The organism is Flavobacterium urocaniciphilum, assembly GCF_900110615.1.
Lineage (GTDB): Bacteria > Bacteroidota > Bacteroidia > Flavobacteriales > Flavobacteriaceae > Flavobacterium > Flavobacterium urocaniciphilum.
Genome location: NZ_FOEI01000001.1, coordinates 523,331 through 548,513 on the forward strand (window position 1 = coordinate 523,331; position 25,183 = coordinate 548,513).

A 25,183-nucleotide genomic window follows, 5' to 3' on the forward strand; every position below is an offset into this window, starting at 1 on the left:
TTTTATATTTTGGTGCAAATTAAAACAATTTTTTCATCATTACTGTTTGTTGTAAAAAAAGTATAAACGTTTCCTCCTTCAGAAATTTTGTATTTCTTTCTAATTTCTTCAACACTTAATGGGAAATTTCGAGTGGTTACATTCATTTTTTTACCTTCTATGTGTTTTTTCAACTCCTCTTTTTTAAATGGAATAGAAGTTTCAATTAAAAAACGTCTTCCAGAAAAGGATATCAATTTGTTATTGGTAAACAAATGAGAATGGGGATGTAGTTTGTTTATTTTTAAGCTATTACTTAACGTATCAACTAACCCCGATTTTAAAATAGCGGCATTAGGTTCGTAAAGAAATAATTCTGGTAAACCAAAAGTTGCAGGTAAATGATTTCCTAAAATAAAACTATTAGTATCTGTTTTTTCTTTTTGAATATTAGAAGAAATAATTTCAATATTTCCTGAATAATTCTTTTCTAATATCCATAAAAGTTCTTTTACTTCATTTTCAATGGCTACAATATGAATCGATTTGATGTATTTTAATTCATTAATTCCAGCTGTGATGTCCAGAATTGGAGCAGTTTTAATTAAAATATTGTTACTTTTTGTAAAATAGAAATCTATGTTTGCTGGAACATTTGGTAAACAATCTTTTAATAAAAATACTTTTCCTTTCACATCACTTCTTCGACTCGGATCGATATATATCCAATCAAAAAAAGTATCGTTATTTTCTAAATATTCAGTACTGTTTTTATCAATACAATTAATATTATTGACATTTAGTTTTTCGTAATTATATTTTACAATTTCTGAAAGTTCAGCACTTTTTTCACAATGCGTGACGTTTTCAAAATTTTTGGAAAAATAATAACAATCTACTCCAAATCCTCCAGTTAAATCAATAATTGATTTGCCTGAAATTAAATCAGCTTTATATTTTGCGGTAATTTCAGATGAAGTTTGTTCAATTGAAATACTTGGTGGGTAATAAATTTGTTCTGTAGTAAACCAAGTTGGGAGTTTACTTTTCGATTTATTTTTTGAAACAATTTGATTGATGATTTCTTTCCAATCTACATCAGGAAAAGGGTTTTTCGACAAGGCTAATTTTGAAATATTAGCTTGCAATGAATTATCTATAAATTCCTGTATTTCTTTATTTAGTATAGATAGATTCATTATAAACTTCTAGTTAAAACCTGAATGAATTTATTTTTAGGATAAAATTCTTTTAAAATTACCTTTATAGAAGTATAAAGTGGAATGGCTATAATCATACCTACAATTCCTAATAAAGTACCTGAAATAATAGTAACTAAGAAAATTTCTAAAGGATGTGAATTGGTGCTTTTTGAAAAAATTATGGGCTGACTAATATTATTGTCAATAGCTTGCACAATTAAGTAACCAACTATTACATATAAAGTTGTTGGTAAAATTACGGTTTGAAAATCTTGATTGATATGTCCTAACATTGTTAAAAAAGCAGTCATGATACAAGCGATTATTGGACCTACATAAGGAATGATGTTTAATATTGCACCCAATAATGCAATAACAAATGCATTTTCAACTCCAAATATTAATAAAACTACTAAGTATAAAATAAAAACTGTTAGTAATTGCAAAAATAACCCAATTGTATATTTAGCTAACATGCTTTTTATTCTTAATAAAGAAGCTAATATTCTCCATTTTTGCTTAGCTGGTAAAACTGATTTTAAATTTTGTGTTACTAATTTTTGATCTTTTAATAAAAAGAAGCATATAAAAAACACAGAGAAAAATGCCATTCCGAAATTACCAATGGAACTAATTATGGTGTTTACTATATCGGCAATGAAATTAAAATTTAACGATTTAGATATTTTTTCAATATTAATATAGTTTCTATAATTGATATTATGACCTTGCAGCCAAGTATCAACATTATTAACAAATAAAATATAATTTGATTCTAATGAATTTACATCCAATAAAGAAAGATTTTTACTTTGATTTAAAAGCAATGGAATAAATAACATAATTATTCCAAAAGCCAATAAAATAAAAAAGGATAAAGAAATTATTATAGCTAAAATAGGTTTTATTTTTAATTTTTTTTGTAGAAAATTAGAAATTGGTTCTGCCATGAAACTTAATAATACTGCACAAACTACATATATAATTATAGTAGAAATGGAATAAAGTAAATAACCACTAACAGCAATACTTAAAAGTATAAAAATTGTTCTAAGTAATGCGTTTGAAATTTCTTTAGTTTGCATAGTCTATTTTTAACAAATATAAAAAATCCCGAAAAGCTTTTCAACTATTCGGGATTAATTTAATTATTTATTTATTCAATTATCTGAAAGAAGCTCTAGAACCTCCAACAGCAAAAATTGCTAACATTCTAGATTTTTGTCCGTTTGAGAACATATACATACCTCTATCGTCTGTGTAATCCATGTAGTTCATATACATTTCAAGTGGTGTACCTGAACAAGTACTTCTGTGTCCAACAGCTGGAACTCCATAGTTTGCAGTATTGTGTACTGGTGTATCAGAAACTAAATCTGAACCACAAGTAGCATCTCCCCAAATGTGACGTAAGTTCATCCAGTGTCCAACTTCGTGAGTAGCTGTTCTACCTAAGTTAAATGGATAAGTTGCAGTACCAGTTGTTCCTAAATACTTAGAATCAATTACAACACCATCAGTTGCAGATGAACCACCAGGGAATTGAGCATATCCTAAAATTCCACCTCCAATTGTACAAACCCATAAGTTTAATTTAGTAGTTGGAGAAGTAGGATTTAATCCTCCTTGAGTTGATTTTTTCATTGCGTCATTAGTTCCCCAAGAAGTCTTAGTAGTAGATTTTCTGATTACTTGGTCTAATACGAAACGAATTCCAACATTAGCTCTTACACTGCTGTAAGGGTTGTTTGCTGTATTATAATCTGAGTTTTGAGCATTAAAATCTTTGTTTAATACATCAATTTGAGATTGTAATTGAGCTAATGAAATGTTTTCAGCTGTAGTTCTATATAATACATTAAATACAACTGGAATTTCTAAAACTCCATTTACAATTCTACCTTGCTCAATAGCTTGAGCCGCTTTTAATTCAAAATCTTCCATTCTTCTTGCTAAAGAAGGGTCTGCTGCTAATTGTTCTTTTAAATGTTCGTCAGAGTAGCAACCTCTTTTTCCAGCAACTTCACTTGTAGTTAATTCTGTAGTAGCGTCTTCTTGTTTGTTACAAGAAAATAATAAACTTACAATTGCAAGTGATAAAATGATTTTTTTCATAAATAAAAATGTTTGTTGGTTAGTGATGCAATATTATATATTTTTATTGATATTTTAAAATTTTAAACATTTCGTTGACTATTTGTTACAAAAATATATTATTATTTGTCATATTCTTTTTTATTTTCTTTATTTAATAAAGTCTTTATTTATAGGCTTTTGATGAATTTATTTTTTATTTTTTGTAAGTATTGATAAGTCTGAAAATTATTAAATTTTAACAAAACTTTAACATTTGTAGAAATGAAAATGCAGCATTATTTGTAATTGTAAATTGATAAATCATCAAAATAAAACGCTATTTTTTAATAATTAGCTAAAAAAAACAAAAAATGATTGATTTTTAAGGTTTTAGTTAAATTGTATTTTTAGAACTAAAAACAATTTAATTTTTGTAAGATTAATTAGAGAAAACGTAGTTGATAATATTTGCTCCCATTTTAAGTGCTTTTTCTCTAACAGCTAATGGATCATTGTGAACTTCAGGACTTTCCCAACCATCACCTAAATCACATTCATAAGTATATAAAAGCGCTAATCTATTTTCGATAAAAATTCCAAAGGCTTGAGGTTGTTTATTATCGTGTTCATGGATTTTTGGTAATCCATTTGGAAAAGAATACGGAGTTTGAAATATCTGATGTGTTTTTGGAATTTCAACTAATTCATTATCAGGATATAATTTTTTAATCTCTTTTCTTATGTATTCATCCATACCGTAATTATCATCAATATGTAAAAATCCACCAGCGTTTAAATAATTTCTTAAATTTTGTACATCATTATTATTGAAAATAACATTTCCATGTCCGGTCATGTGTACAAATGGGTACAAGAATAATTCAGCGCTTCCCACATCAACCGAATTTACTTTAGTGTTTAATTTAGTATTGATATTCTGATTACAAAATTTAACCAAATTAGGTAATGAAGTTGGATTGGCATACCAATCGCCACCGCCTGAATATTTCAACACAGCAATTTCTTGGCTAAATCCAAAATTGAAAATCAATAAAAAAATAATGACTTTAAGTTTATTCATTTTTTAGTACGATTGTATGGCAAGCAACTAATGCAGCTGTTTCTGTTCTTAATCTTGTGTTACCCAAAGTTACAGGAATAAATCCATTTTCTAATGCTAATTTAATTTCTTTTGAAGAAAAATCGCCTTCCGGACCAATTAATATAGTAACCGCTTCATTTTTTTGAATTTCATTTGAAAAAGATTTTTTATCTGTTTCTTCACAATGTGCAATGAATTTCTGTCCAGTTCTATTTCTCTTTACGAATTCTGAAAAATGTATGGGTTCATTTATGATTGGTAAATAATATTGATTCGATTGTTTTACTGCCGATTGAATAATTTTTTCAGCACGATCTATTTTATATACTTTTCGTTCTGAATGATCACATATAATAGGTGTGATTTCATGAAGTCCAATTTCAGTAGCTTTTTCTAAAAACCATTCTAAACGATCATTCATTTTAGTGGGTGCAACCACAATATGAGTTCTGAAAGTGTTTGGTTCAAAAAATTGTTCATCTATAATTTTAACTTCACATTTCTTTTCTAAAGCCAATGAAATTTCGGAAACAAATAAATAACCTATACCATTTGTAATGTGAATTTTATCACCTTCTTGTTTACGTAATACTTTAATTATATGTTTGCTTTCTTCTTTATCAAAAGTAAACGATTTATCTCCAGATTTTATGTCAGAATTATAGAATAATTGCATAGTATTAAAATTCAATTCGTGCTTTAGAAACCACTTCAGATGTACTGAAATTTTTCTCTAAAAAGTTATAATATCCAACAATACCAATCATTGCTGCGTTGTCTGTGGTGTATTCGAATTTAGGAATATATGTTTTCCATCCGTATTTTGTTTCGGCTTCTTTCAATGTATTTCGAATACCAGAATTGGCAGAAACACCACCTCCAATTGTTATTTGTTTAATTCCTGTTTCAGCAACAGCTAACTTCAATTTATCCATTAAAATTTGAATAATGGTATATTGTATCGAAGCACAAATATCATTAATGTTTTCTTCAATGAAATTCGGATTCTCAGCTACATTTTTCTGAATAAAATATAAAATTTGCGTTTTTAATCCGCTAAAACTAAAATTCAACCCATCCACTTTTGGTTTGGTAAATGGAAAGGCTTTCGGATTTCCTAATTGTGCATATTTGTCAATTAGTGGCCCGCCAGGATAGGGAAGTCCTAATATTTTAGCACTTTTATCAAAAGCTTCACCAACTGCATCATCGGTAGTTTCTCCAATAATTTCTAAATCAAAAAAACTCGAAACTTTAATAATTTGTGTATGACCACCTGAAATAGTTAAAGCAATAAAAGGAAAAGTTGGTTTATCGTAACCTTCTTCATCAATGAAATGTGCTAAAACATGCGCTTTCATATGATTCACTGCAATCAATGGAATATTTAAACCTAAGCTCAACGATTTTGCAAAACTGCCACCTACTAATAATGAACCCATTAAACCAGGGCCTTGAGTAAATGCAATATTTGATAAATCACTTTTAGAAATTCCAGCTTTTTTAATTGCCATTTCCACAACAGGAACAATATTTTGTTGATGTGCTCTTGAAGCTAACTCAGGAACAACACCACCATATTCTTCATGAACTTTTTGTCCAGCAACAATATTTGACAATACTTTATCGTTGCATAAAACTGCTGCAGAAGTATCGTCGCAAGAGCTTTCTATCGCTAAAGTGTAAATATTTGTGGTTTTCATAATATTAGGCATGAAATTTGGTGTGTAACTATTGTAAATGTCCTACAAAATTGCTTATTTTTGTTTCTATAAGCAAATAATTTTACATTTTGTTTTAAAATTAAATAACTACGCCTATTAAATCGGTAAAGAAAATATTAGTTCGTTCCTTAATCGGAATACTACTTTTGTTGCTTATAGTAGCCATACTATTGGCCTTACCTTTCGTACAAACAAAACTTGGGAAATATGCTACAGATGAACTGAAGAAAGAATTTGGTGTAGATATTACTGTTGAACAAGTTGCTGTAAATCCGTTTGGTGGTGTAAAACTGAAAGGAATTTTAGTTCGAGATCATCATCAAGATACTTTAGTTCATTTTAATAGAATAAATACTTCGATTTTAAGTTTCAAAAAATTATACGAAAATGGACATCCGTATTTTGGTGATTTACAAGCAGATGAATTAAATTTAAAAATCAGACATTATAAAGGCGAAAAGGAAACTAATCTGGATAAGTTTGTTGCTGCTTTTGATGATGGGAAAAAATCTTCGGGTAAATTTAGATTGAAAATCAATTCAATTGCTTTAAAAAATAGTAGATTCAGATATATCGATGAAAATTTAAAAAATCCGAGATTATTAGATTTTACAAATTTAAACGGACAATTAGACGATTTTTATGTTAAAGGTTCAAATGTATACGCCTACGTTTATAAAATGTCGTTTAAAGACCATAGAGGTTTGGAAATGAAAAATCTGACTTCTGATTTCACGTATACTAAAAAGAATATTCTTCTTAATGAATTGGTTTTAGAAACGACTAATTCTTCTTTCAAAGGAAAAACAGAATTACGTTACGATAGAAAAGACTTCAAAGATTTTAATAATAAAGTAGTTTTCGATTTAGATATTAAAGAAGGAAAAATATCAAGTAATGATTTAAATTTCTTTTATCCTGAATTCGGAAAAAATCAAAAATTCTATATCGATTCTCACATCATTGGAACATTAAACGATTTAAAGTTTAATAATTTAAAATTTAATGATTTAAATGATAATGAAGTTGTAGGTAAATTACAATTGAAAAATCTTTTCGGTAAAGGTGATCAAAAGTTTTACATGAAAGGAAATTTCGATCATTTAACGGCTAGTCAAGCAAGTGTAAGTAAAGTACTTCCTAATCTATTAGGTAAAAATTTACCAAAGCAATTGCAGAAATTAGGTCGCGTTGATTTAAAAGGTGATGTAGAATTAACTCAAAAATGGATTATTGCTGATGTAGACATGTTCTCTAAATTAGGTCATGTTATTGCCGATTTTAAAATGGATAAAATCGATAATATTGATCGAGCAACTTATGTTGGAAATTTCCAATTGGATCAATTTGATTTAGGAGCCTTTTTAGATGAAAAAGATTTAGGAAAGTCAACAGTTTCAATGGATATCGATGGAACCGGATTTTCTAAAAAATATCTGAATACAAAAATGAAAGGTTCTATCCAGCAATTCAGATATAATGGATATACTTACCAAAACGTTTTAGTAGATGGAACTATGAAAATGCCCTATTTTAAAGGTTTTTTTGATAGTAATGATCCTAATTTAAAAATGACGTTTGATGGATTAGTCGACTTAAGTAAAAAGAAAAAAGAATACGATTTTGATGCGCAAATTGAATATGCAAATCTGAGAAAAATAAATCTATACACTAAAGATGCTAAATCTATTTTGTCAGGAAGTATAAAAATGAAAGCTAAAGGAAATACTTTAGATGATTTAGCAGGAGTTGTCGATTTGGAAAACATTTCTTATTCTAATCAAAAAGACGATTATTATTTTGATAATGCTTATATAACTTCATCTTTTGATGCGGATAATGTTCGTACAATTACTTTAAATTCATCAGACATGATTGATGGTAAGGTAGTTGGAAAATATCAAACGAAACAAATTAGAAAAATTTTAGAAAACGCTGTTGGTAGTTTATATGCTAATTATTCTCCGCATAAATTATCTAAAAATCAGTTTTTAGATTTCGATTTTACTATTTATAATAAAATTTTAGAAGTATTTTATCCGGATGTTTCAATTGCTGAAAACACTCACGCAAAAGGAAAAATTAATGCAGATGAAGGTTTGTTTCAATTCGATTTTAATTCTCCTTTAGTAAATGCTTTTGAAAATAGATTTAGCGGAATTAAAATAGATATTGATAATAAAAATCCTTTATATAATGCATATATCGAATTGGATAGTATCAATACCAAAAATTATAAGGTTCAAGAATTTAGTTTAATTAATCTTACATTAAATGATACACTTTTTGCTAGAACGGAGTTTAAAGGAGGGAAAAAAGGTGAAGATACATTCGATTTAAACTTGTTTCACACTATTGATAAAGACAAACAATCGGTTGTTGGGTTTAAAAAATCGGATATTACGTTTAAAAATTATCAATGGTATATTAATGAAAATGAAACCGCTGGTAATACGATTGTATTTGATAAAGGTTTTAAAAATTTCAATTTTAATCAGTTGAAATTATCTCATAACGAGCAATTTATCGATTTTAATGGTGTCATGAATGGTTCAACGTATAAAGATTTTAATTTTAAATTTAATGATGTTGATATTTCTAAAGTTACACCAGAAGTCAAAAATCTAACTTTAGGTGGAAAATTAAATGGTGAAATAAAATACAAACAAGATAAAGATATTTATGAGCCTTCAACTAGTTTGACTATTGATGGTTTACAAGTAAATTCAATCGATTTAGGATTATTGAAATTAGATGTTTCAGGAGATCAAAGTTTTAGAAAATTCAATGTTGATGCAACTATATCACAAGATGATGATGAAACTTTCTTTACTGCTGGAATTGTAGAATTTGTAAATCAAAAACCAATTTTAACGCTTGATGCTGGTTTTGAAAAATTTAATATCAAACCAGTAGGTGGATTTTTAACAGGTATAATTGATAATGTTAGAGGTTTTGCTTCTGGAAGAGCACATATTGTTGGACCATTAGAAAATCCAGAAATTGATGGTGTATTATATTTAAATGAGGCAGGTTTAAAAATTCCATATATTAATGTGGATTATAATTTTGATAAAAATTCGATTTTAGATTTAACGGAAGAAAAATTCATTTTTAGAAATATTGATATTTCAGATGTAAACGAAAAAACAAAAGGTATTTTAAGCGGAAGTATTTCTCATGAAAAATTAGGTAATTGGGAAATGGATTTAAAAGTAACTTCTGATAGATTGTTAGTTTTAGATACTAAAGATAGTGACGATGCTTATTATTTTGGAAAAGCTTATTTTGATGGATATGCAACTATTGAAGGTCCAGTTGAAGCACTAGTTGTTAATGCCGTTGGAAAATCTGCAAATGGAACTTCAATTAAAATTCCAGTTAATGATTCTGAAACGGTTGGTGATAATAATTCGGTACATTTTGTTACACCAGAAGAAAAATACGGAACCACTAAAAAAGATACGAAACAAACAAAAACCTATCAAGGAATTGACTTAAATTTCGATTTTGATATTACTCCAAATGCTGAAATAGAAGTTATTCTTAACAGAGAAACTGGGCATTCTATGAAAGGAACTGGAAATGGTTCGATGTTTATGAATATTAATACTTTAGGTAAATTCCAAATGAATGGAAATTACATTGTTGATAAAGGTGAATATTTATTTAGATACGGAAGTTTAATAGATAAAAAATTCTTAGTTAAAAAGGGTGGAACAATCGACTGGGATGGCGATCCTCTTGGAGCTAAGTTAAATTTAGAAGCAGTTTATAATACGCAAACAAATCCAGGTATTTTATTGGATAATGCAACTTTTAATAAAAAGGTGCAAACTGAAGTTGCTATTGCAATTACTGGAGAATTAAACGCACCTCAATCGGATTTTAATATTAATTTCCCAACGGTTAGTTCTGTTTTAAAAAGTGATATCGATTATCGTTTACAAGATAAAGATTTCAGACAAAGACAAGCATTTGCTTTAATGGCAACTGGTAGTTTTGTTACACCAACAAATTCTGCTTGGTATGGATCTTTATTTGAGAAAGCGGGAAGTTTATTTGGTGAAGTATTATCGGATGGTGAAAATAAATTACAATTAGGTTTAGATTACCAAATTGGAGATAGTAAAAATGATATTTCAGATCGCGCATTAGTTACTTTAACAACTCAAATTAATGATAAAATCAGTATCAATGGAAATGTTGGAGTTCCTGTTGGTGGTGTCAATCAATCGTATGTTGTTGGTAATGTTGAAGTGGAAATGAAATTAAATTCTGACGGAACACTTACTGCTCATGTTTTCAATAAAGAAAACGATGTAAATTACAATACTTTGGGCCAAAATATCGGTTATACTCAAGGTGTCGGATTGTCGTATAGTGTCGATTTTGACGATTTTAAAGAGTTATTCCATAAACTTTTCAAAGCACAAAAAGCTAAAGATTTAAACAATAATCCTATTGACGAAATTCCTGATTCTGAGATTAATCCAGAATTATTCGACTTCATAGAAGAAACTAAAAAACGTCAAGTTAAAGAGGAAAGAAAAGAACCAAAACAACGTGTTCCACAAATAGAAGATTAGTAAAGCTTCTGTTTGTTTATCTGTTAAATTAGTAAAGAAATTGCAAAATCTTTTGCATATTCGGAAAATAACTCGTTTTTTAGCAGGCTGGTTTTTTCCTATTTAAAATACAAATTAATATAACGTAAAATATGTCATCAACCATAAAGAAAATAGGGGTTTTAACTTCTGGTGGAGATTCGCCAGGTATGAATGCAGCCATTAGAGCCGTAGTTCGTGCTTGTTCGTATTATAATGTAGAATGTGTTGGAATTTATAGAGGATATCAAGGAATGATTGAAGGCGACTTCAAAGCAATGGGTCCTCGTGATGTTAAAAATATAATTAATAAAGGTGGTACGATTTTAAAATCGGCACGTTCAAAAGACTTCATGACCAAAGAAGGTCGTGAAAAATCCTTTCATAATTTAAAAAATAGTGGAGTAGATGCATTAGTCTTAATTGGTGGCGATGGAACATTTACAGGTGCTGAAATTTTTAATGCAGAATTTAATTTCCCTGTAATTGGAATTCCTGGAACTATTGATAATGATATTTTCGGAACCACAAATACTTTAGGGTACGATACAGCATTAAATACTGTAGTTGATGCCATCGATAAAATTAGAGATACAGCCAATTCACATAATCGCTTATTTTTTGTAGAAGTTATGGGTAGAGATGCAGGTCATATCGCATTAAATGCTGGTATTGGTGCTGGTGCCGAAGAAATTCTTATTCCTGAAGAAGCTTTTGGATTAGATCGATTGGTTGAATCTTTAAATAGGAGTAAAGAATCTGGAAAAACATCTAGTATTGTTGTCGTTTCTGAAGGAGATAAAATAGGTAAAAATGTTTTCGAATTAAAAGATTATGTTGAAGAGAACATGCCTGAATATGATGTACGTGTTTCGGTTTTAGGACACATGCAACGTGGTGGTTCGCCTTCATGTTTCGATAGGGTTTTAGCTTCTCGTTTAGGAGTAAAAGCTGTTGAAAGTTTATTAGAAGGAAAATCCAATTTTATGGTAGGATTAATTGAAGATAAAATTGCATTAACACCACTAGAACAAGCAATTAAAGGTAGTAGCAAAATGGATATGGAATTAGTAAAAGTTTCTGATATCGTTTCTTCTTAATAAGAGCCAAGTTGAAAGTTAAAAGGGATAAGGCAAAAGGCAAAAGACATAAGGGTTAACGGAAAAGGATTTTGGATAAAGTGTCTTTGAAATTCTCAATCTTTTCGCTTGAAGTGTCGAATGACACATTTAAAAAAGTATATAAATAGAGTAATAATAAGTGCTTTTAACACGCTGTTAAAAGTTAGTAGAAAAATGTAAATTAAAAATGAAATTAGGAATTAATGGATTCGGAAGAATTGGAAGAATTGTATTTAGAGAAACTTTCAACCGAGAAAATGTAGAAGTAGTTGCCATTAACGATTTGTTATCGGTAGATCATTTAGCTTATTTGCTTAAATATGATTCGGTTCATGGTCGTTTTAATGGTAAAGTAGACGTTAAAGACGGAAAATTATTTGTAAACGATAAATATATTCGTGTTACAGCCGAAAAAGACCCAACATTAATTAAATGGGATGATGCAGAAGTTGACGTTGATGTTGTTGCAGAATGTACAGGTATTTTTACCACTTTAGAAACGGCAAATGCTCACATTAAAGGCGGTGCTAAAAAGGTAGTAATTTCTGCTCCATCAGCAGATGCACCAATGTTTGTTATGGGTGTTAATCATGATAAAGTAACACCAGCAGATACCATTGTTTCAAATGCCTCATGTACTACAAATTGTTTAGCACCTTTAGCAAAAGTAATACACGATAATTTCGGAATTGTAGAAGGTTTAATGACCACAATTCATGCTACAACGGCTACACAATTAACAGTAGACGGACCTTCGAAAAAAGATTTTCGTGGAGGTCGTTCGGCTTTAAACAATATTATTCCATCTTCAACGGGTGCGGCGGTAGCGGTTACAAAAGTAATTCCGGAATTGAAAGGTAGATTAACAGGTATGTCAATGAGAGTACCAGTTGCCGATGTTTCTGTAGTTGATTTAACAGTTAAAGTGGCTAAAGAAACGACTTATGAAGAAATTATGAAAGTACTTAAAAATGCTTCTGAAACTTCAATGAAAGGTATTGTAGGCTTTACAGAAGATGATGTGGTTTCTCAAGATTTTGTATCGGATACACACACATCTATTATTGATGCTAAAGCTGGAATTGGTTTGAACTCTACATTCTTCAAACTAGTTTCTTGGTATGATAACGAATATGGTTATTCAAGTAAATTAATTGATTTAGCCGTACATATCAATTCTGTAAAATAAAAAGACTTAAAAGCATTCATTTTTTGGATGCTTTTTTTTATTTTTCATTTTCGAATGTTGAAAAATAGAAGTACTTTCGAAAACTAATTACTACAAACCAACAAAAATGAAATTACTAGTTGATAGCGGTTCTACTAAAGCCGATTGGATTGCCATTGATGATAATGGTAAAATTCTTTTTACAACTCAATCTTTAGGTTTAAATCCGGAAGTATTAACAAAAGAAGAAATTATCAATCGTTTAAACGATAAATTCGATATTTCTCAAAATAAAGATAAAGCTTCTCATTTATTTTTTTACGGTGCAGGATGTGGTACTGATAGAATGAAAATTTTTCTAGCCAATATCTTTAAAGAATATTTTACTAATGCAGCCATTACAGTTCATGAAGATACGTATGCAGCTGTTTTTGCAACTACTCCAAAAAACGAAAAGGCTATCGTTTGTATTTTAGGAACAGGTTCAAATTGCAGTTATTTTGACGGAACTATATTGCATCAAAAAGTACAATCGTTAGGATATATTGCTATGGATGATGCTAGTGGGAATCGATTTGGTCGTCATTTAATTAGAGCGTATTATTTCAATAAAATGCCGAAACATTTATCGGAAGCTTTTGAAAAAGAATACGATTTAGATGCTGATGTTATCAAGCAAAATTTTTATAAAGAACCTAATCCAAATGCTTATTTAGCAACCTTTGCTGAATTTTTAATTAAGAATAAAGACGAACAAATTTGTCAAGAATTTATTCGTGAAGAAATGGTAGCTTTTGTGGAAAATTATATCATGCAGTTTGAAAATTGTAAAGAAGTTCCAGTTCATTTTATTGGTTCTATTGCTTTTTATTTAAGAGATGAATTAGAAGCAATTTTAAAAGAATACGGAATACAAATTGGAAATGTATTACGCAGACCAATAGATGGTTTAATCGAATTTCATATGCAAGCTTAATATTACTAAAAACCCTGTTAACCTTAATTTAACAGGGTTTTTTGTTAGTCGAATTTGCATAATCGGTCTTTTTTTCGTAATTTGAAAAAAATAAAAAAATATTTAGAATGGAGTTTTTTGAAAGATTTAGTATACAAAAAGAAAAAGAAGATTATGACAAAGTAATCGAAACGATTGATCAAGGAGTAGTTTTTAAAGGTACCAACTTATGGATTTTAATATTTGCCATTTTTATTGCTTCACTTGGTTTAAATGTCAATTCAACAGCAGTTATTATTGGTGCCATGCTTGTATCGCCATTAATGGGTCCAATTATGGGAATTGGTTTAGCGATGGGAATAAACGACTTGATTTTATTAAAAAAATCTGCTAAAAATTTCCTTTTTGCAGTTGGAGTAAGTTTATTTACTTCTACGTTCTATTTTTATATTTCACCTTTAAATGAAGCCCATTCTGAAATTTTAGCACGAACAACTCCAAATATTTATGATGTATTAATTGCATTTTTTGGTGGTTTAGCCGGAATTTTAGCAACTTCAAGTAAATTAAAAGGAAATGTAATACCAGGTGTTGCTATTGCAACCGCTTTAATGCCGCCATTATGTACTGCAGGTTATGGATTAGCAAGTGGTAATTTGCAATTTTTTTCTGGAGCTATTTATTTGTTTTTGATTAATACTGTTTTTATTGCTTTATCCACTTTTGTAACGGTTCGTTTTTTACGTTTTCCAAATAAAGAAATTATTGATGTTAAAACTAAAAAGAGGGTACATAATTGGGTGGGATTCATTGTTGTTCTAACTTTAGTTCCTAGTATTTATTTTGGATACGAATTCATTAAAGAAATGAAATTTAAAACCCAAGCTAATAAGTTTATTACCGAACAAGTGAATTTGAAAAATAACTTTATTATTTCAAAAAAAGTTGAATATAAAGATAAAACAATTGAATTGGTAATTGGTGGTAAAAAAGTAGATTCAGTTGAAATAAATGCATTAAAGAAAAGTTTAAAATCCTACAATTTGGATGAAACTAATTTATTAATCAAAGAAGGATTTTCATTTTCAGATGTTATAGATAATAAAACAAATAATTCTCAAGATGCTATAATAAATGAATATCAAAATAAATTAAACGAAGAAGAAAATTTTAAAATTAAAAATGAGGAAGTATTTAAACAAATAAAAGTATTATTTCCTGAAATAACTTCTTTTGTAATGACAACAGGAGATAGTTATAATAAAGAAAATTATGAAAATTTGTATCTTTGCATCATTCAATTGGAAAAAGAACCAAAATCATCCTTTTCAGAAGAAAAATTCCAAGACTGGATTAAAACTTCCTACAAAATCGAAAACATTAAATTTATTATATTATGACAATTTTAGTACTCGCCATTTTTATTATAGGCTATTTATTAATTGCTTTTGAACATCCTTTAAAACTTAACAAAGCAGCTTCTGCATTATTAACAGGTGTTTTATGTTGGACAATCTATATTTTTTCGCAAACTCAAAAAGAAGTTGTTGTAGAAGAGTTATTACATCATTTAGGTGAAATAGCCTCAATATTATTTTTCTTACTTGGTGCTATGACAATTGTAGAATTAATTGATAGTCATGATGGATTTAAAATTATTACTAACAAAATTAAAACGAGAAGTAAGTCAAGATTGTTGTGGATTATAGCAATAATTACTTTCTTCTTATCCGCTTTATTAGATAACTTGACAACGGCAATTGTTATGACTTCTTTGATTACTAAGTTATTAAAAGAAAAAGAAGATCGTTTATGGTTTGTTGGTTTAATCATTATAGCAGCTAATGCTGGTGGAGCATTTTCACCATTAGGAGATGTAACAACAACTATGTTATGGATTGGAAATCAAATAACAGCATTAAATATTATTAAAGAATTATTCATCCCAAGTATTTTTGTATGTTTAATTCCACTTTTAATTTTATCGTATAAGTTTAGAAAACAGACCTTTATATTTGAAAATGTAAAAGATGATAATTTTAATGAAAAAGAAGCAAATTTGGTTTTAATTGTTGGAATTGCAATGTTATTATTTGTTCCAATTTTTAAAATGATTACACATTTACCTCCATTTATGGGTGTCATGTTAGCTTTGAGTATATTATGGGTTTTTGTTTCAATTATTCATAAAGATAAACCTGAAGATGTGAAAAATAAATACATGGTAACACATGCTTTACAAAAAGTGGATAGTCCGAGTATTTTATTCTTTTTAGGAATATTATTAGCGGTTTCTTCCTTACAATCTTTTGGAATTTTAGGGACAATGGCTGAAAGTTTAACAAGCACATTAAAAGACGAATATTTAATTGGAACAGTACTTGGATTATTATCAGCGGTAGTAGATAATGTACCTTTAGTAGCTGCAGTACAAGGAATGTTCAGTTTAGAACAATATCCAACAGATCATCATTTTTGGGAATTTTTAGCTTTAACAACAGGTACAGGAGGTAGTGCAATAATTATTGGTTCTGCTGCAGGAGTTGCTGCAATGGGTATCGAAAATGTTGATTTTATGTGGTATTTAAAGAAAATAAGTTGGCTAGCATTAATAGGTTTTTTTGCAGGAATACTAGTCTTTTTAGGAGAATCTTATTTATTTAATTTTTAAAAAAATTCAAAATTAATGACCAAAAAATATGAAATAGCTGTAATTGCTCACGATGGCAAAAAGGCTGATATGGTTCAATTTTTAAATAAGAATCACAATATTTTATTAACGGAAAACGTTAAGATAATTGCAACAGGAACAACGGGTGGGAAAGTAGAAGCGGCCGGAATAAAAGTGAAGAAAATGCTAAGCGGACCCCTAGGTGGTGATGCACAAATAGCAGCACGAGTTGCCGAAGGAAAATGCAAAATGGTGTTGTTTTTTAAAGATCCAATGAGCAGTCATCCACACGAACCGGATATTAATATGTTAATTCGTATTTGTGATGTTCATAATGTGCCTTTAGCAACTAACGAAGCAACAGCTCAATTGTTATTAAATGCATTACTAATAGAAAATTAATTAATTAGACCTGAGAGATTTTATCTTTTAGGTCTTTTTTTTGAATTTACTTATAAGGATTTATTACTTACCAACAATTGTTTAGTGTTTTTCTATTAGAATTTAGAACAATACTAGTAAATTTGAATATTCCAATACAATAATCGTGTCATACAATACGTTAAATGACTTTAAAAGTATAAGTTTTAGAAATAGTAATATAGTTTATGCAATATTTTGTTGAAGAAAATTCAGTTGTCCGAAAAATTTGGGGTAAAAGTGATACCATACTTTTTATTTTTGCTCGAGCTTCAGCCGAATTTGCACTAAACAAAGCAGTTGATTGGTTATATTTTACTGGAAAATTGCCTTCTGATCCTTTGGGAAGATTATTTTCAACGGTTCGATATGCGAGAATGATAGTTTTTGCTCCATTAGAACAAGCCAATCAATCTATAGATACACTGCGAAAAATACATGGTTCAGTAGAGGAAAGTCGAGGAGCATTAATTCCCGATTGGGCGTATCGTGATGTTTTATTTATGCTGATTCATTATTCGATTTCTGCATACGAACTACTAGAAAACAAATTGACTCAAGCTGAAAAAGAAGAAGTGTATGATGTTTTTTATCGAGTTGGAATTCGAATGGGATTAAAAGAATTACCAAATAATTATAGAGATTGGTTACCCGTTCGAGAATCACATTTAAAAGAAAATTTACAAAAAAGTGAATTTACTTTAGATTTATTTAAACAATATAAAAAACATTTAGGAGCAATTCGTTACTTTGTATTAATTGAAGGTCAAAAACTAGTAGTTCCTAAAATTGTAATTCGTTTATTAAACTTCAATCGTTTTTCAGCGATTCAACCAATTGTACCAATATATAAATTCAGCAGAGTGATAAAATTAGATAAAATGATTAAAAACATATTATTGCCTTCTTATTATAAAACTCAAATTGAAGAATTGGATGTGTATGGGAAATAATTTAATTAAGATTCTACAATGAGTATAATGTGAATTTTACCATTTTCGGTTTTATATACTTCAATAGAACTTAAATCTAAATCACCAATATCGTGACCCCAAATACCATATTTACCATCCGTTTGATTTCTATTAATCACACCTTTTCTTTGTTCAATTGGGATAGTTTTAATATTAGAAGTATTTTCTTCTACGTTATATATTTCGTAGTATAACTTGCTAATTTCGAGTATAAGTTCTCTTTTTGTAAATCCATTTGTTGAACTTTTTAAAACAAAACTCGCTGGATTATTTAATGGATAGTCAATATTTAGAATAATTTCCGAAAATGGAACAACTATTTCATCAGAACCAATTAATCTATCAATTTCACTTTCAGGATTTTCGATACTAATCCACGGAATAACACCATCTTCAAAATCTTTTATATCTTCACCGGTTGCTTTTATTCCAAATTCAATAGTAGATATTAAAGTACCAATATTTTCATATTTTTTATGAAGTTGTAATCTTTCTTTTTTATCTAAAATTTTATCGTAATTATCATTCTGTATAGTTGAATTATTTAAATTACAACTAGTTAAAATTAATATAAGAATTGATAAGCTTGTTTTAATTTTCATGAAATCATTTTGACTTTAATAAACTAAGAATAAAATAATTTTAAATTTTATTGAAATAGTATAGTGTTTTTTTTACTTAGTTAGTATCAACGTATCCTGATAATCGAAAGATTCATTTTTAGGACGACCTGACCAAAATCCATATAATGTTTTTTCAATTGTTAAATTATTTTCTTTGATACAATTGAAAATAAATTTTTCTTCAAAAGCAATATTAGCTTCTTTAACGTCTTTATCCATCAAACTATAGTCGCCAAAATTGTATTGAAAATTAAAATCTGAATTTGATTTCATATAGTTTTTACTTTCCTCATTCAAAATAAAAAAAGTAACCAAACATTTTCCATTTGGTTTTAATACTCGATTGATTTCTTTGATATAATTAACAACATCATCAGGCATCATATGCGTGAAAACAGAAGTTAAAACCACTAAATCAAAGCTAGAATCTTGATAAGGAAAAACAAAATTATTAGCTGTTTGTTCTGTTTTTAAATTGTATAAATCGTTTTTTAAATCAATATGGGTAAACTTAAAATTGGGATTTTTTTGGGTTATGTTTTTTTGACACCAATCAATTCCATTTTTTACAATATCAAATCCTTCGTAAGATCCTTCTTTATTGAGATAATTGGTTAAAGGAATAGCAATTCTACCAATTCCACAGCCCACATCTAAAACGCGATGATTTGGTAACAAATTACATTGTTCTTTGAAAATATTAAGATAATGTTCACCAATTCTTTTGAAATCACCAGGCCCAATAAAAATCAATCCTTTTGGCGGAATAGTTTTATCTCTTTTTCCAGAAATTAAATCCCAAAAATCAGAAGGAAAATAATATATTTTTCTAATGCTGTATCTCATCGAAGGAGATAAAAGGTAGTATAGTTTTCGTTTTGATATCATTGTTACTTTTTAAGTAGTATTTACTCAATCACCAATTCTTTTAATTGTTCTCGATATTTTTCTAAAATGTCTGCTTTAGCAATAAAACCAATAAATTTTTTGTGTTTTAAAACAGGTAAAATGACTTGATGTGTTCTTTCAAATGTATTTAAAATATGTTCTACAGAATCATCAATATTAACAGCATCTTTTTCTTTAACTGGTTGTACAATTTCCGTAATTGATGTATATTTTATTTTAAAGGAAGAAAATATAATTGGTCGAATATCATCTAAATAGATTAATCCAATGAAAGTATTACTTTCATCAAAAACCGGAAAAATGGTGTCGTCTGATTCCTTAATTTTTTCAATTAACGCTTCTAATGTTTTAGATTCTTTAACCGGACTAAAATTAGTGTTAATTATTTTTTTGATTTCAATCGATTGTAAAATATTTTTGTCTTTATCGTCTGTAAAAACTTCTCCTTTATCGGCTAAGTTTTTAATATCAAAAGAATACGGCTCAAAGTGTTTTGAAATGGCAAAACTTATTGAAGAAACAATCATAAGTGGTACCATTAAACTATAACCACCAGTAATCTCAGCAATTAAGAATATTGCGGTTAAAGGAGAATGAAATAATCCACTTAAAACTCCAGACATACCCACTAATGTGAAATTACTAATCGGTAAGTTCGTAATTTTTAAAATATTGAATAAATAAGCTGTAGAAAATCCTAAATACGAACCAACAAAAAGAGAAGGAGCGAAGTTACCTCCATTACCACCTGCACCAAGTGTAATACCCGTTGCAAAAACCTTAATTAGTAATGTTGCAGAAATGAATAATAATAAAATCCATTTTTTATCGCTAAAATTTTCTAATAAGGTATTTTCTGCTAATTTCTCAGGTTGATTATCGGCAAGTAGTTTAATACTTTCATACCCTTCACCAAAAAGTGTTGGGAAAACGAAAATTAAAATACCTAAAATACTGGCGCCAAAAAGAGCTTTTCGATACATGTTTTTACTTCTTCTAGAGAAAAAGTGTTCAATTTTTCTAAAACTTCTAGCATAATAGATGGAAACAAACCCAGATAATACGCCTAATAAAATATAAAATGGAAGGTTTTTAGAATCAAAATCTTGAATCGATTTGAAACTAAACAAAACTTCTTCATTCATCAATAACATTGAAACAATTGAACCAGTAGCTGCGCTAATAATCAAAGGTGTAAATGCAGTTATACTGATTTCCGCCAAAACAACTTCTATAGCAAATAAAACACCTGCAATAGGCGCATTAAAAGCAGCTGCAATTCCTGCAGCCACGCCACAAGCCAAAAGTAAGGTTCTATCTTTATAACTTAAACGATATTTTAAAGCATAGTTACTTCCGAAAGCTGCACCAGTAATAGTAATTGGCGACTCCAAACCGGCACTACCACCCATACCAACGGTTAATGAACTGGTTAAGATTTGTGCATACATTTGCTTGTCCGGAATTACACTTCTTTTTTTGGCAACCGCATACATAATTTGAGATGTGCCTTTTTCAATACTTCCACTTAAAACTCTTTTAATAATAAATACTGTTAATAAAATTCCAAGAATAGGTAACGTACTATTACTATATGGTAAGTGAAGTTTTGAATCTAAAAATTGAGAAAAACGAAAAACACTATGGGCAAATGTTTTTAAAACAATAACGGCTAAAGCGGCAGATAATCCAACTAAAACACTAGAAACATATAAAAATTGTCTAGGTTCTAAAATGGATTTTAATTTGGCAAAATAATTTTCAAATTTTCGGGCTATGTTGCGTATTATTCTTAACACTAAAGTAATTTTTATCGGAATGGCTAAAATACACCAAAATTAATTCCTAAACAAGATATTTGGCATTCTGAATTTAAGTAATTAAATCAATTTTCTAATCGCTTCTTTTTTACTTAAGGGTTTTAAATTTGCCGTTTTAACATATTCTAATACTGCATTTGGATTAACCGATCCATATTCACGTAAAGCCCAACCAATTGCTTTTTGTATAAAAAATTCTTTAGAATGTTTGTGCTTTTCACATTCGGAAACTAAAAGCTCAAAATCAGTTTTAGATTTGTATCCTAATTGAAAAATGATAGCTGTTCTATTTAACCACATATTTTCTGAATTTGAAAATTCATCAATTATTGAATATGTTTTTTCTGGGAATTTTTTTAAATAACCACCAACAGCATATTTTGCCAAGGTATCCACACTATCCCACCATGAATGATTTAGTATTAGTTTTTCAATAAAAGCAATATCATCAATTCGGAAATCTTTCTTTATTTCTTTTAGGAAAATATCAATGGCAGTTTGATGCATTTCTCTGTGTGGAAATTGATATAATTCCCAACAAATAGTTCTGAAATCAATTTTAATTTCTTCAGCATATTCTACAGAACAATTTTTTAAAATCTCTCGTCTATTTTGAGTTGGAATACCATAACAAGGAAAATTATTTTTTAAATAATCGCTTTGTTTTTGTCCGTAAATAATATCTTGATTGGCTTCAAAAGCTTTTTTAATTGTAGTAACGAAACGCATTGATTTTTAATTTTTTGGATAAGAGAATTCAATTCTTAATTTTTCTAATTCTAGTTTTGATTTTTCTTGTAATTCGTTGAAAAATATAAAAAATTCATTTTCAATTTCCACATAATATTTTTTTAAATCTTCCATGGCATTTGGCATATTTACGCGATTATGCGTTCTATAATCCATTTGAAATAAAATCAATTCCAAACCGGCTAAAGATTTATAAGATACTAGCCAATTATTATCAATCATATAGGGTAACGAATTCTGCGTTTTCTCGGTTAGAATTTCATAATTAGTTTGTAATAAATTGTAGAAATTATCTGCGTAATCTTCTAATTCGATAGTAGAAAATTGGCTCCAATTTTTAGCTAAAAAATGATCATAAATAATATCCATTATTACACCTGCATAATGTCCGTATTTTTCATGTAAACGGTGTTTGCTTTGTCTGTAAACAGGATGTGAATCGGTAAAACTATCAATAAAACGATGCAATTTTATTCCGACTTGAATTCCAACAGAATATTGATCATAATGATTCCCTTTTACAGCGTCTGCCATAAAATTTCCAATTTTAATATGATCATCTTCATCTGAAAGATAAATGTGTGCGAGATAGTTCAAGTTCGTTGTTTATTGTTTTTAGTTTGTTTTTCAAATTTCAATTCAAAATTCCAAAATCGTAAATCGTAAATCGAAAGTTGATATCGTAAATATATAAAAATCTTTTCTTTCTTTTATTGAAATAGAAAGGCTAACTTTTTATATTTGTAATAAAGAACTAAAAATTAAATAAATGACTTTAATAAAATCAATTTCAGGAATTCGTGGTACTATCGGTGGAAAAGTAGGGGATAACTTAACTCCTGTTGATGCAGTAAAATTTGCTTCAGCATACGGAACTTTCTTGAAAAATAATAGTACAGTAACAGATAGAAAACTAAAGGTAGTTATTGGTAGAGATGCACGTATTTCTGGACCAATGATTCATAATTTAGTAGTAAATACATTAGTTGGATTAGGAATTGATGTGATCGATTTAGGTTTGTCAACTACACCAACTGTTGAAGTGGCAGTTCCTTTAGAACAAGCTGATGGAGGAATTATTTTAACAGCTTCTCATAATCCAAAACAATGGAATGCTTTGAAATTATTAAATGCAAAAGGTGAATTTTTAAGTGGTGCCGATGGTGCTAAAATTTTAGAAATTGCAGAAGCTGAAGCATTTGATTTTGTTGATGTGGATACTTTAGGAGAAGTTACTGAAAACCATGCTTACATGGATATTCATATTGATGAAGTATTGGAATTGCCTTTGGTAGATGCCGATTTAGTAAAGACTAAAAAATATAAAGTTGTAGTAGACGGAGTTAATTCTTCTGGTGGAATTATTATCCCGAATTTACTAGAACAAATGGGCGTAGAAGTTGTAAAATTATATTGCGAACCAAACGGACATTTTCCTCACAATCCAGAACCTTTAAAAGAACATTTAGGTGATATCTGTAAATTAGTGGTAGATGAAAAAGCCGATTTCGGAATAGTAGTTGATCCAGATGTTGACCGTTTAGCATTTATTTCTAACGATGGTGAAATGTTTGGTGAAGAATATACGTTAGTTGCTGTTGCGGATTATGTATTAAGTAAAACACCAGGAAATACCGTTTCAAATATGAGTTCGTCTCGTGCTTTACGTGACATTACTGAAAAACATAACGGAAGTTACCAAGCAAGTGCAGTAGGAGAGGTGAATGTGGTAGAATTAATGAAAGCAACCAATGCGATTATTGGTGGGGAAGGAAATGGAGGAATTATTTATCCAGAATTACATTACGGAAGAGATAGTTTGGTTGGAGTAGCTTTATTCTTAACGTATTTAGCGGGTCAAGATAAAACGGTTGCCGAATTAAGAGCTTCTTATCCTCAATATTTTATGAGTAAGAATAAAATTGAATTAACGCCTCAAATTGATGTTGATTCGATTTTAGCAACCTTAACAGAAACGTATAAAAACGAACAAATTTCTACGATTGATGGTGTGAAAATTGATTTTGCAACAGAATGGGTTCATTTAAGAAAATCGAATACAGAACCAATTATTCGTATTTATACGGAAGCGCCAACACAACAGGAAGCAGATGTTTTAGCAGAGCGTTTTGTAAATGAATTGAAAGTTATTGCTGGTATTTAATGAATAAACTTTTTTCAATTTTATTATTTTTATTTCTGTTTATTGGATGTAAATCACAAAAAGAAGTTCTTCCAGAATCTTTAGATTCAATTTATATTCAAAAAGCAACTGAATTTGCAAAGGCGCAATTTGAATGTTGTATGACACAAAAATATGTTCCAATCACAAATGATATTGCAACTCCCTATTTGGTTAGATCATGGAATGAAAAGGAATCACGTTTAGTTTGTCAAGAAATAAATGAACAATATGGTAATTTGCTTGAACTTAAAATTACACAGACATTATTTTATAATGAAAGTTATATTTATAGATTTAAAGCGAAATATTCTAAGTTGAAAGATTATTCTGAAATAAGAGTTTCAACAAATATGAAACATAAATTTAATAGTTATATTTTTAAACCCGTTTGGCTAGATAAGTATACTAAATTTAAACCTAGAATTTAAAATGAAAGAGCGGAAATAAATTCCGCTCTTTTTTATTTCTCTGCAAACTTTTTAAAACCATCCATATATTTCATGGATTGTTTTTTAAACATTCCAGACATAAAAAAGCCCATGATTTTCATGGCACCTTTAAGTTGAAAATAATTATTAGTAGTTTGTTTGGTTACATTTTCAGAAATTTCTTCAAAAAGTAATTCCACTTCATTGTAGCCAATACCACTAGTATATGAAAACTTAATTTGATGAGGAAGATTTTCTTCTAAAATGGTTTCTAATAATTTCATTTCTTTTCCTTTGTGTGAAAAATGAAAATAACAAGTTGAACCTTTTTTACCTGGTACTCCAGAAACGGGTTCAATTTTATGCAAACCTTCCATCCATTCTTTAGCGCCTTCAGTATCTTTAAATTTTTCAGTTACTACAGAAATAGGTTTGTTAATGGTATTTGATAATGTATATCTCATTTTAA

General features: G+C 28.9%; 22 protein-coding genes. 10 read left to right on the forward strand and 12 right to left on the reverse strand.

What is annotated here, in order from left to right:
* Positions 1 to 2 precede the first annotated feature (2 nt).
* The 6 genes from BMY86_RS02415 to tsaD all read right to left on the reverse strand — a co-directional run bounded on the left by BMY86_RS02415 (position 3) and on the right by tsaD (position 6,074).
* Entirely contained in the window at positions 3 to 1,178 is a 1,176-nt protein-coding gene (locus BMY86_RS02415; RefSeq protein WP_091464686.1) for a THUMP-like domain-containing protein, read from the reverse strand.
* The gene (locus tag BMY86_RS02420) at positions 1,178 to 2,266 is read right to left on the reverse strand and encodes an AI-2E family transporter (protein WP_091464688.1); all 1,089 of its coding nucleotides are present in this window, start codon (positions 2,264 to 2,266) and stop codon (positions 1,178 to 1,180) included. Before BMY86_RS02420 ends, BMY86_RS02415 begins: the two co-directional genes overlap by 1 nt.
* 79 nt (positions 2,267 to 2,345) lie before the next feature.
* A complete protein-coding gene (locus BMY86_RS02425; RefSeq protein WP_091464690.1) occupies positions 2,346 to 3,296 on the reverse strand; it encodes a zinc metalloprotease in 951 nt (316 codons plus the stop codon).
* Positions 3,297 to 3,696: 400 nt separating this feature from the next.
* Positions 3,697 to 4,338 carry a DUF4159 domain-containing protein gene (locus BMY86_RS02430; RefSeq protein WP_091464692.1) on the reverse strand — a complete coding sequence of 214 codons (642 nt, stop codon included), beginning with the start codon at positions 4,336 to 4,338 and terminating at the stop codon, positions 3,697 to 3,699.
* Positions 4,331 to 5,035, reverse strand: a complete 705-nt coding sequence (locus BMY86_RS02435) for a 16S rRNA (uracil(1498)-N(3))-methyltransferase (protein ID WP_091465581.1) — start codon at positions 5,033 to 5,035, stop codon at positions 4,331 to 4,333. Before BMY86_RS02435 ends, BMY86_RS02430 begins: the two co-directional genes overlap by 8 nt.
* A gap of 4 nt (positions 5,036 to 5,039) precedes the next feature.
* On the reverse strand, positions 5,040 to 6,074 hold the full coding sequence (gene tsaD / locus BMY86_RS02440; RefSeq protein WP_394332552.1) for a tRNA (adenosine(37)-N6)-threonylcarbamoyltransferase complex transferase subunit TsaD: 1,035 nt from the start codon (positions 6,072 to 6,074) through the stop codon (positions 5,040 to 5,042).
* A 104-nt stretch (positions 6,075 to 6,178) separates the two neighbouring features.
* Between tsaD and BMY86_RS02445 the strand changes: the two genes are divergently transcribed.
* The 8 genes from BMY86_RS02445 (at position 6,179) to BMY86_RS02480 (ending at position 17,978) form a co-directional block, all read left to right on the forward strand.
* Positions 6,179 to 10,672, forward strand: coding sequence for a translocation/assembly module TamB domain-containing protein (locus BMY86_RS02445; protein ID WP_449404132.1), 4,494 nt, complete (start codon positions 6,179 to 6,181; stop codon positions 10,670 to 10,672).
* A 131-nt stretch (positions 10,673 to 10,803) separates the two neighbouring features.
* On the forward strand, positions 10,804 to 11,790 hold the full coding sequence (gene pfkA / locus BMY86_RS02450; RefSeq protein ID WP_091464694.1) for a 6-phosphofructokinase: 987 nt from the start codon (positions 10,804 to 10,806) through the stop codon (positions 11,788 to 11,790).
* 208 nt (positions 11,791 to 11,998) lie between these two features.
* Positions 11,999 to 13,000, forward strand: coding sequence for a type I glyceraldehyde-3-phosphate dehydrogenase (gene gap / locus BMY86_RS02455; RefSeq protein ID WP_091464696.1), 1,002 nt, complete (start codon positions 11,999 to 12,001; stop codon positions 12,998 to 13,000).
* Positions 13,001 to 13,106: 106 nt separating this feature from the next.
* On the forward strand, positions 13,107 to 13,955 hold the full coding sequence (locus BMY86_RS02460) for a BadF/BadG/BcrA/BcrD ATPase family protein (protein ID WP_091464698.1): 849 nt from the start codon (positions 13,107 to 13,109) through the stop codon (positions 13,953 to 13,955).
* Between the two features lie 107 nt (positions 13,956 to 14,062).
* Positions 14,063 to 15,334, forward strand: a complete 1,272-nt coding sequence (locus tag BMY86_RS02465) for a TIGR00341 family protein (protein WP_091464701.1) — start codon at positions 14,063 to 14,065, stop codon at positions 15,332 to 15,334.
* Positions 15,331 to 16,605, forward strand: a complete 1,275-nt coding sequence (gene nhaD, locus BMY86_RS02470) for a sodium:proton antiporter NhaD (RefSeq protein ID WP_091464703.1) — start codon at positions 15,331 to 15,333, stop codon at positions 16,603 to 16,605. Before BMY86_RS02465 ends, nhaD begins: the two co-directional genes overlap by 4 nt.
* A gap of 15 nt (positions 16,606 to 16,620) precedes the next feature.
* Entirely contained in the window at positions 16,621 to 17,007 is a 387-nt protein-coding gene (locus BMY86_RS02475; protein WP_091464705.1) for a methylglyoxal synthase, read from the forward strand.
* 206 nt (positions 17,008 to 17,213) lie between these two features.
* Positions 17,214 to 17,978 carry an oxygenase MpaB family protein gene (locus BMY86_RS02480; protein WP_091464707.1) on the forward strand — a complete coding sequence of 255 codons (765 nt, stop codon included), beginning with the start codon at positions 17,214 to 17,216 and terminating at the stop codon, positions 17,976 to 17,978.
* Positions 17,979 to 17,983: 5 nt separating this feature from the next.
* Here BMY86_RS02480 and BMY86_RS02485 read toward each other — a convergent pair whose 3' ends face one another.
* From BMY86_RS02485 to BMY86_RS02505, 5 genes are all read right to left on the reverse strand, one after another.
* The gene (locus tag BMY86_RS02485) at positions 17,984 to 18,601 is read right to left on the reverse strand and encodes a hypothetical protein (RefSeq protein ID WP_091464709.1); all 618 of its coding nucleotides are present in this window, start codon (positions 18,599 to 18,601) and stop codon (positions 17,984 to 17,986) included.
* A gap of 72 nt (positions 18,602 to 18,673) precedes the next feature.
* A complete protein-coding gene (locus BMY86_RS02490) occupies positions 18,674 to 19,510 on the reverse strand; it encodes a class I SAM-dependent methyltransferase (protein WP_091464712.1) in 837 nt (278 codons plus the stop codon).
* Between the two features lie 20 nt (positions 19,511 to 19,530).
* Positions 19,531 to 21,321 (reverse strand): chloride channel protein, encoded by a 1,791-nt coding sequence (locus BMY86_RS02495; protein WP_177177120.1) that lies wholly within the window; start codon positions 21,319 to 21,321, stop codon positions 19,531 to 19,533.
* A 90-nt stretch (positions 21,322 to 21,411) separates the two neighbouring features.
* On the reverse strand, positions 21,412 to 22,080 hold the full coding sequence (locus BMY86_RS02500; RefSeq protein ID WP_091464717.1) for a DNA alkylation repair protein: 669 nt from the start codon (positions 22,078 to 22,080) through the stop codon (positions 21,412 to 21,414).
* Positions 22,081 to 22,086: 6 nt separating this feature from the next.
* Positions 22,087 to 22,698 (reverse strand): acyl carrier protein phosphodiesterase, encoded by a 612-nt coding sequence (locus tag BMY86_RS02505; RefSeq protein WP_091464720.1) that lies wholly within the window; start codon positions 22,696 to 22,698, stop codon positions 22,087 to 22,089.
* A gap of 172 nt (positions 22,699 to 22,870) precedes the next feature.
* On the opposite strand from BMY86_RS02505, the gene glmM reads away from it, so the two are divergent.
* Entirely contained in the window at positions 22,871 to 24,265 is a 1,395-nt protein-coding gene (gene glmM, locus BMY86_RS02510) for a phosphoglucosamine mutase (protein ID WP_091464723.1), read from the forward strand.
* Positions 24,265 to 24,714: a hypothetical protein gene (locus BMY86_RS02515; RefSeq protein WP_091464725.1), complete on the forward strand. Its 450-nt coding sequence runs from the start codon at positions 24,265 to 24,267 to the stop codon at positions 24,712 to 24,714. The genes glmM and BMY86_RS02515 overlap by 1 nt, the downstream gene beginning before the upstream one ends.
* A gap of 32 nt (positions 24,715 to 24,746) precedes the next feature.
* Here the strand turns inward: BMY86_RS02515 and BMY86_RS02520 are convergent, their stop codons facing one another.
* Positions 24,747 to 25,178, reverse strand: coding sequence for an SRPBCC family protein (locus tag BMY86_RS02520; RefSeq protein ID WP_091464728.1), 432 nt, complete (start codon positions 25,176 to 25,178; stop codon positions 24,747 to 24,749).
* Between the last annotated feature and the right edge of the window lie 5 nt (positions 25,179 to 25,183).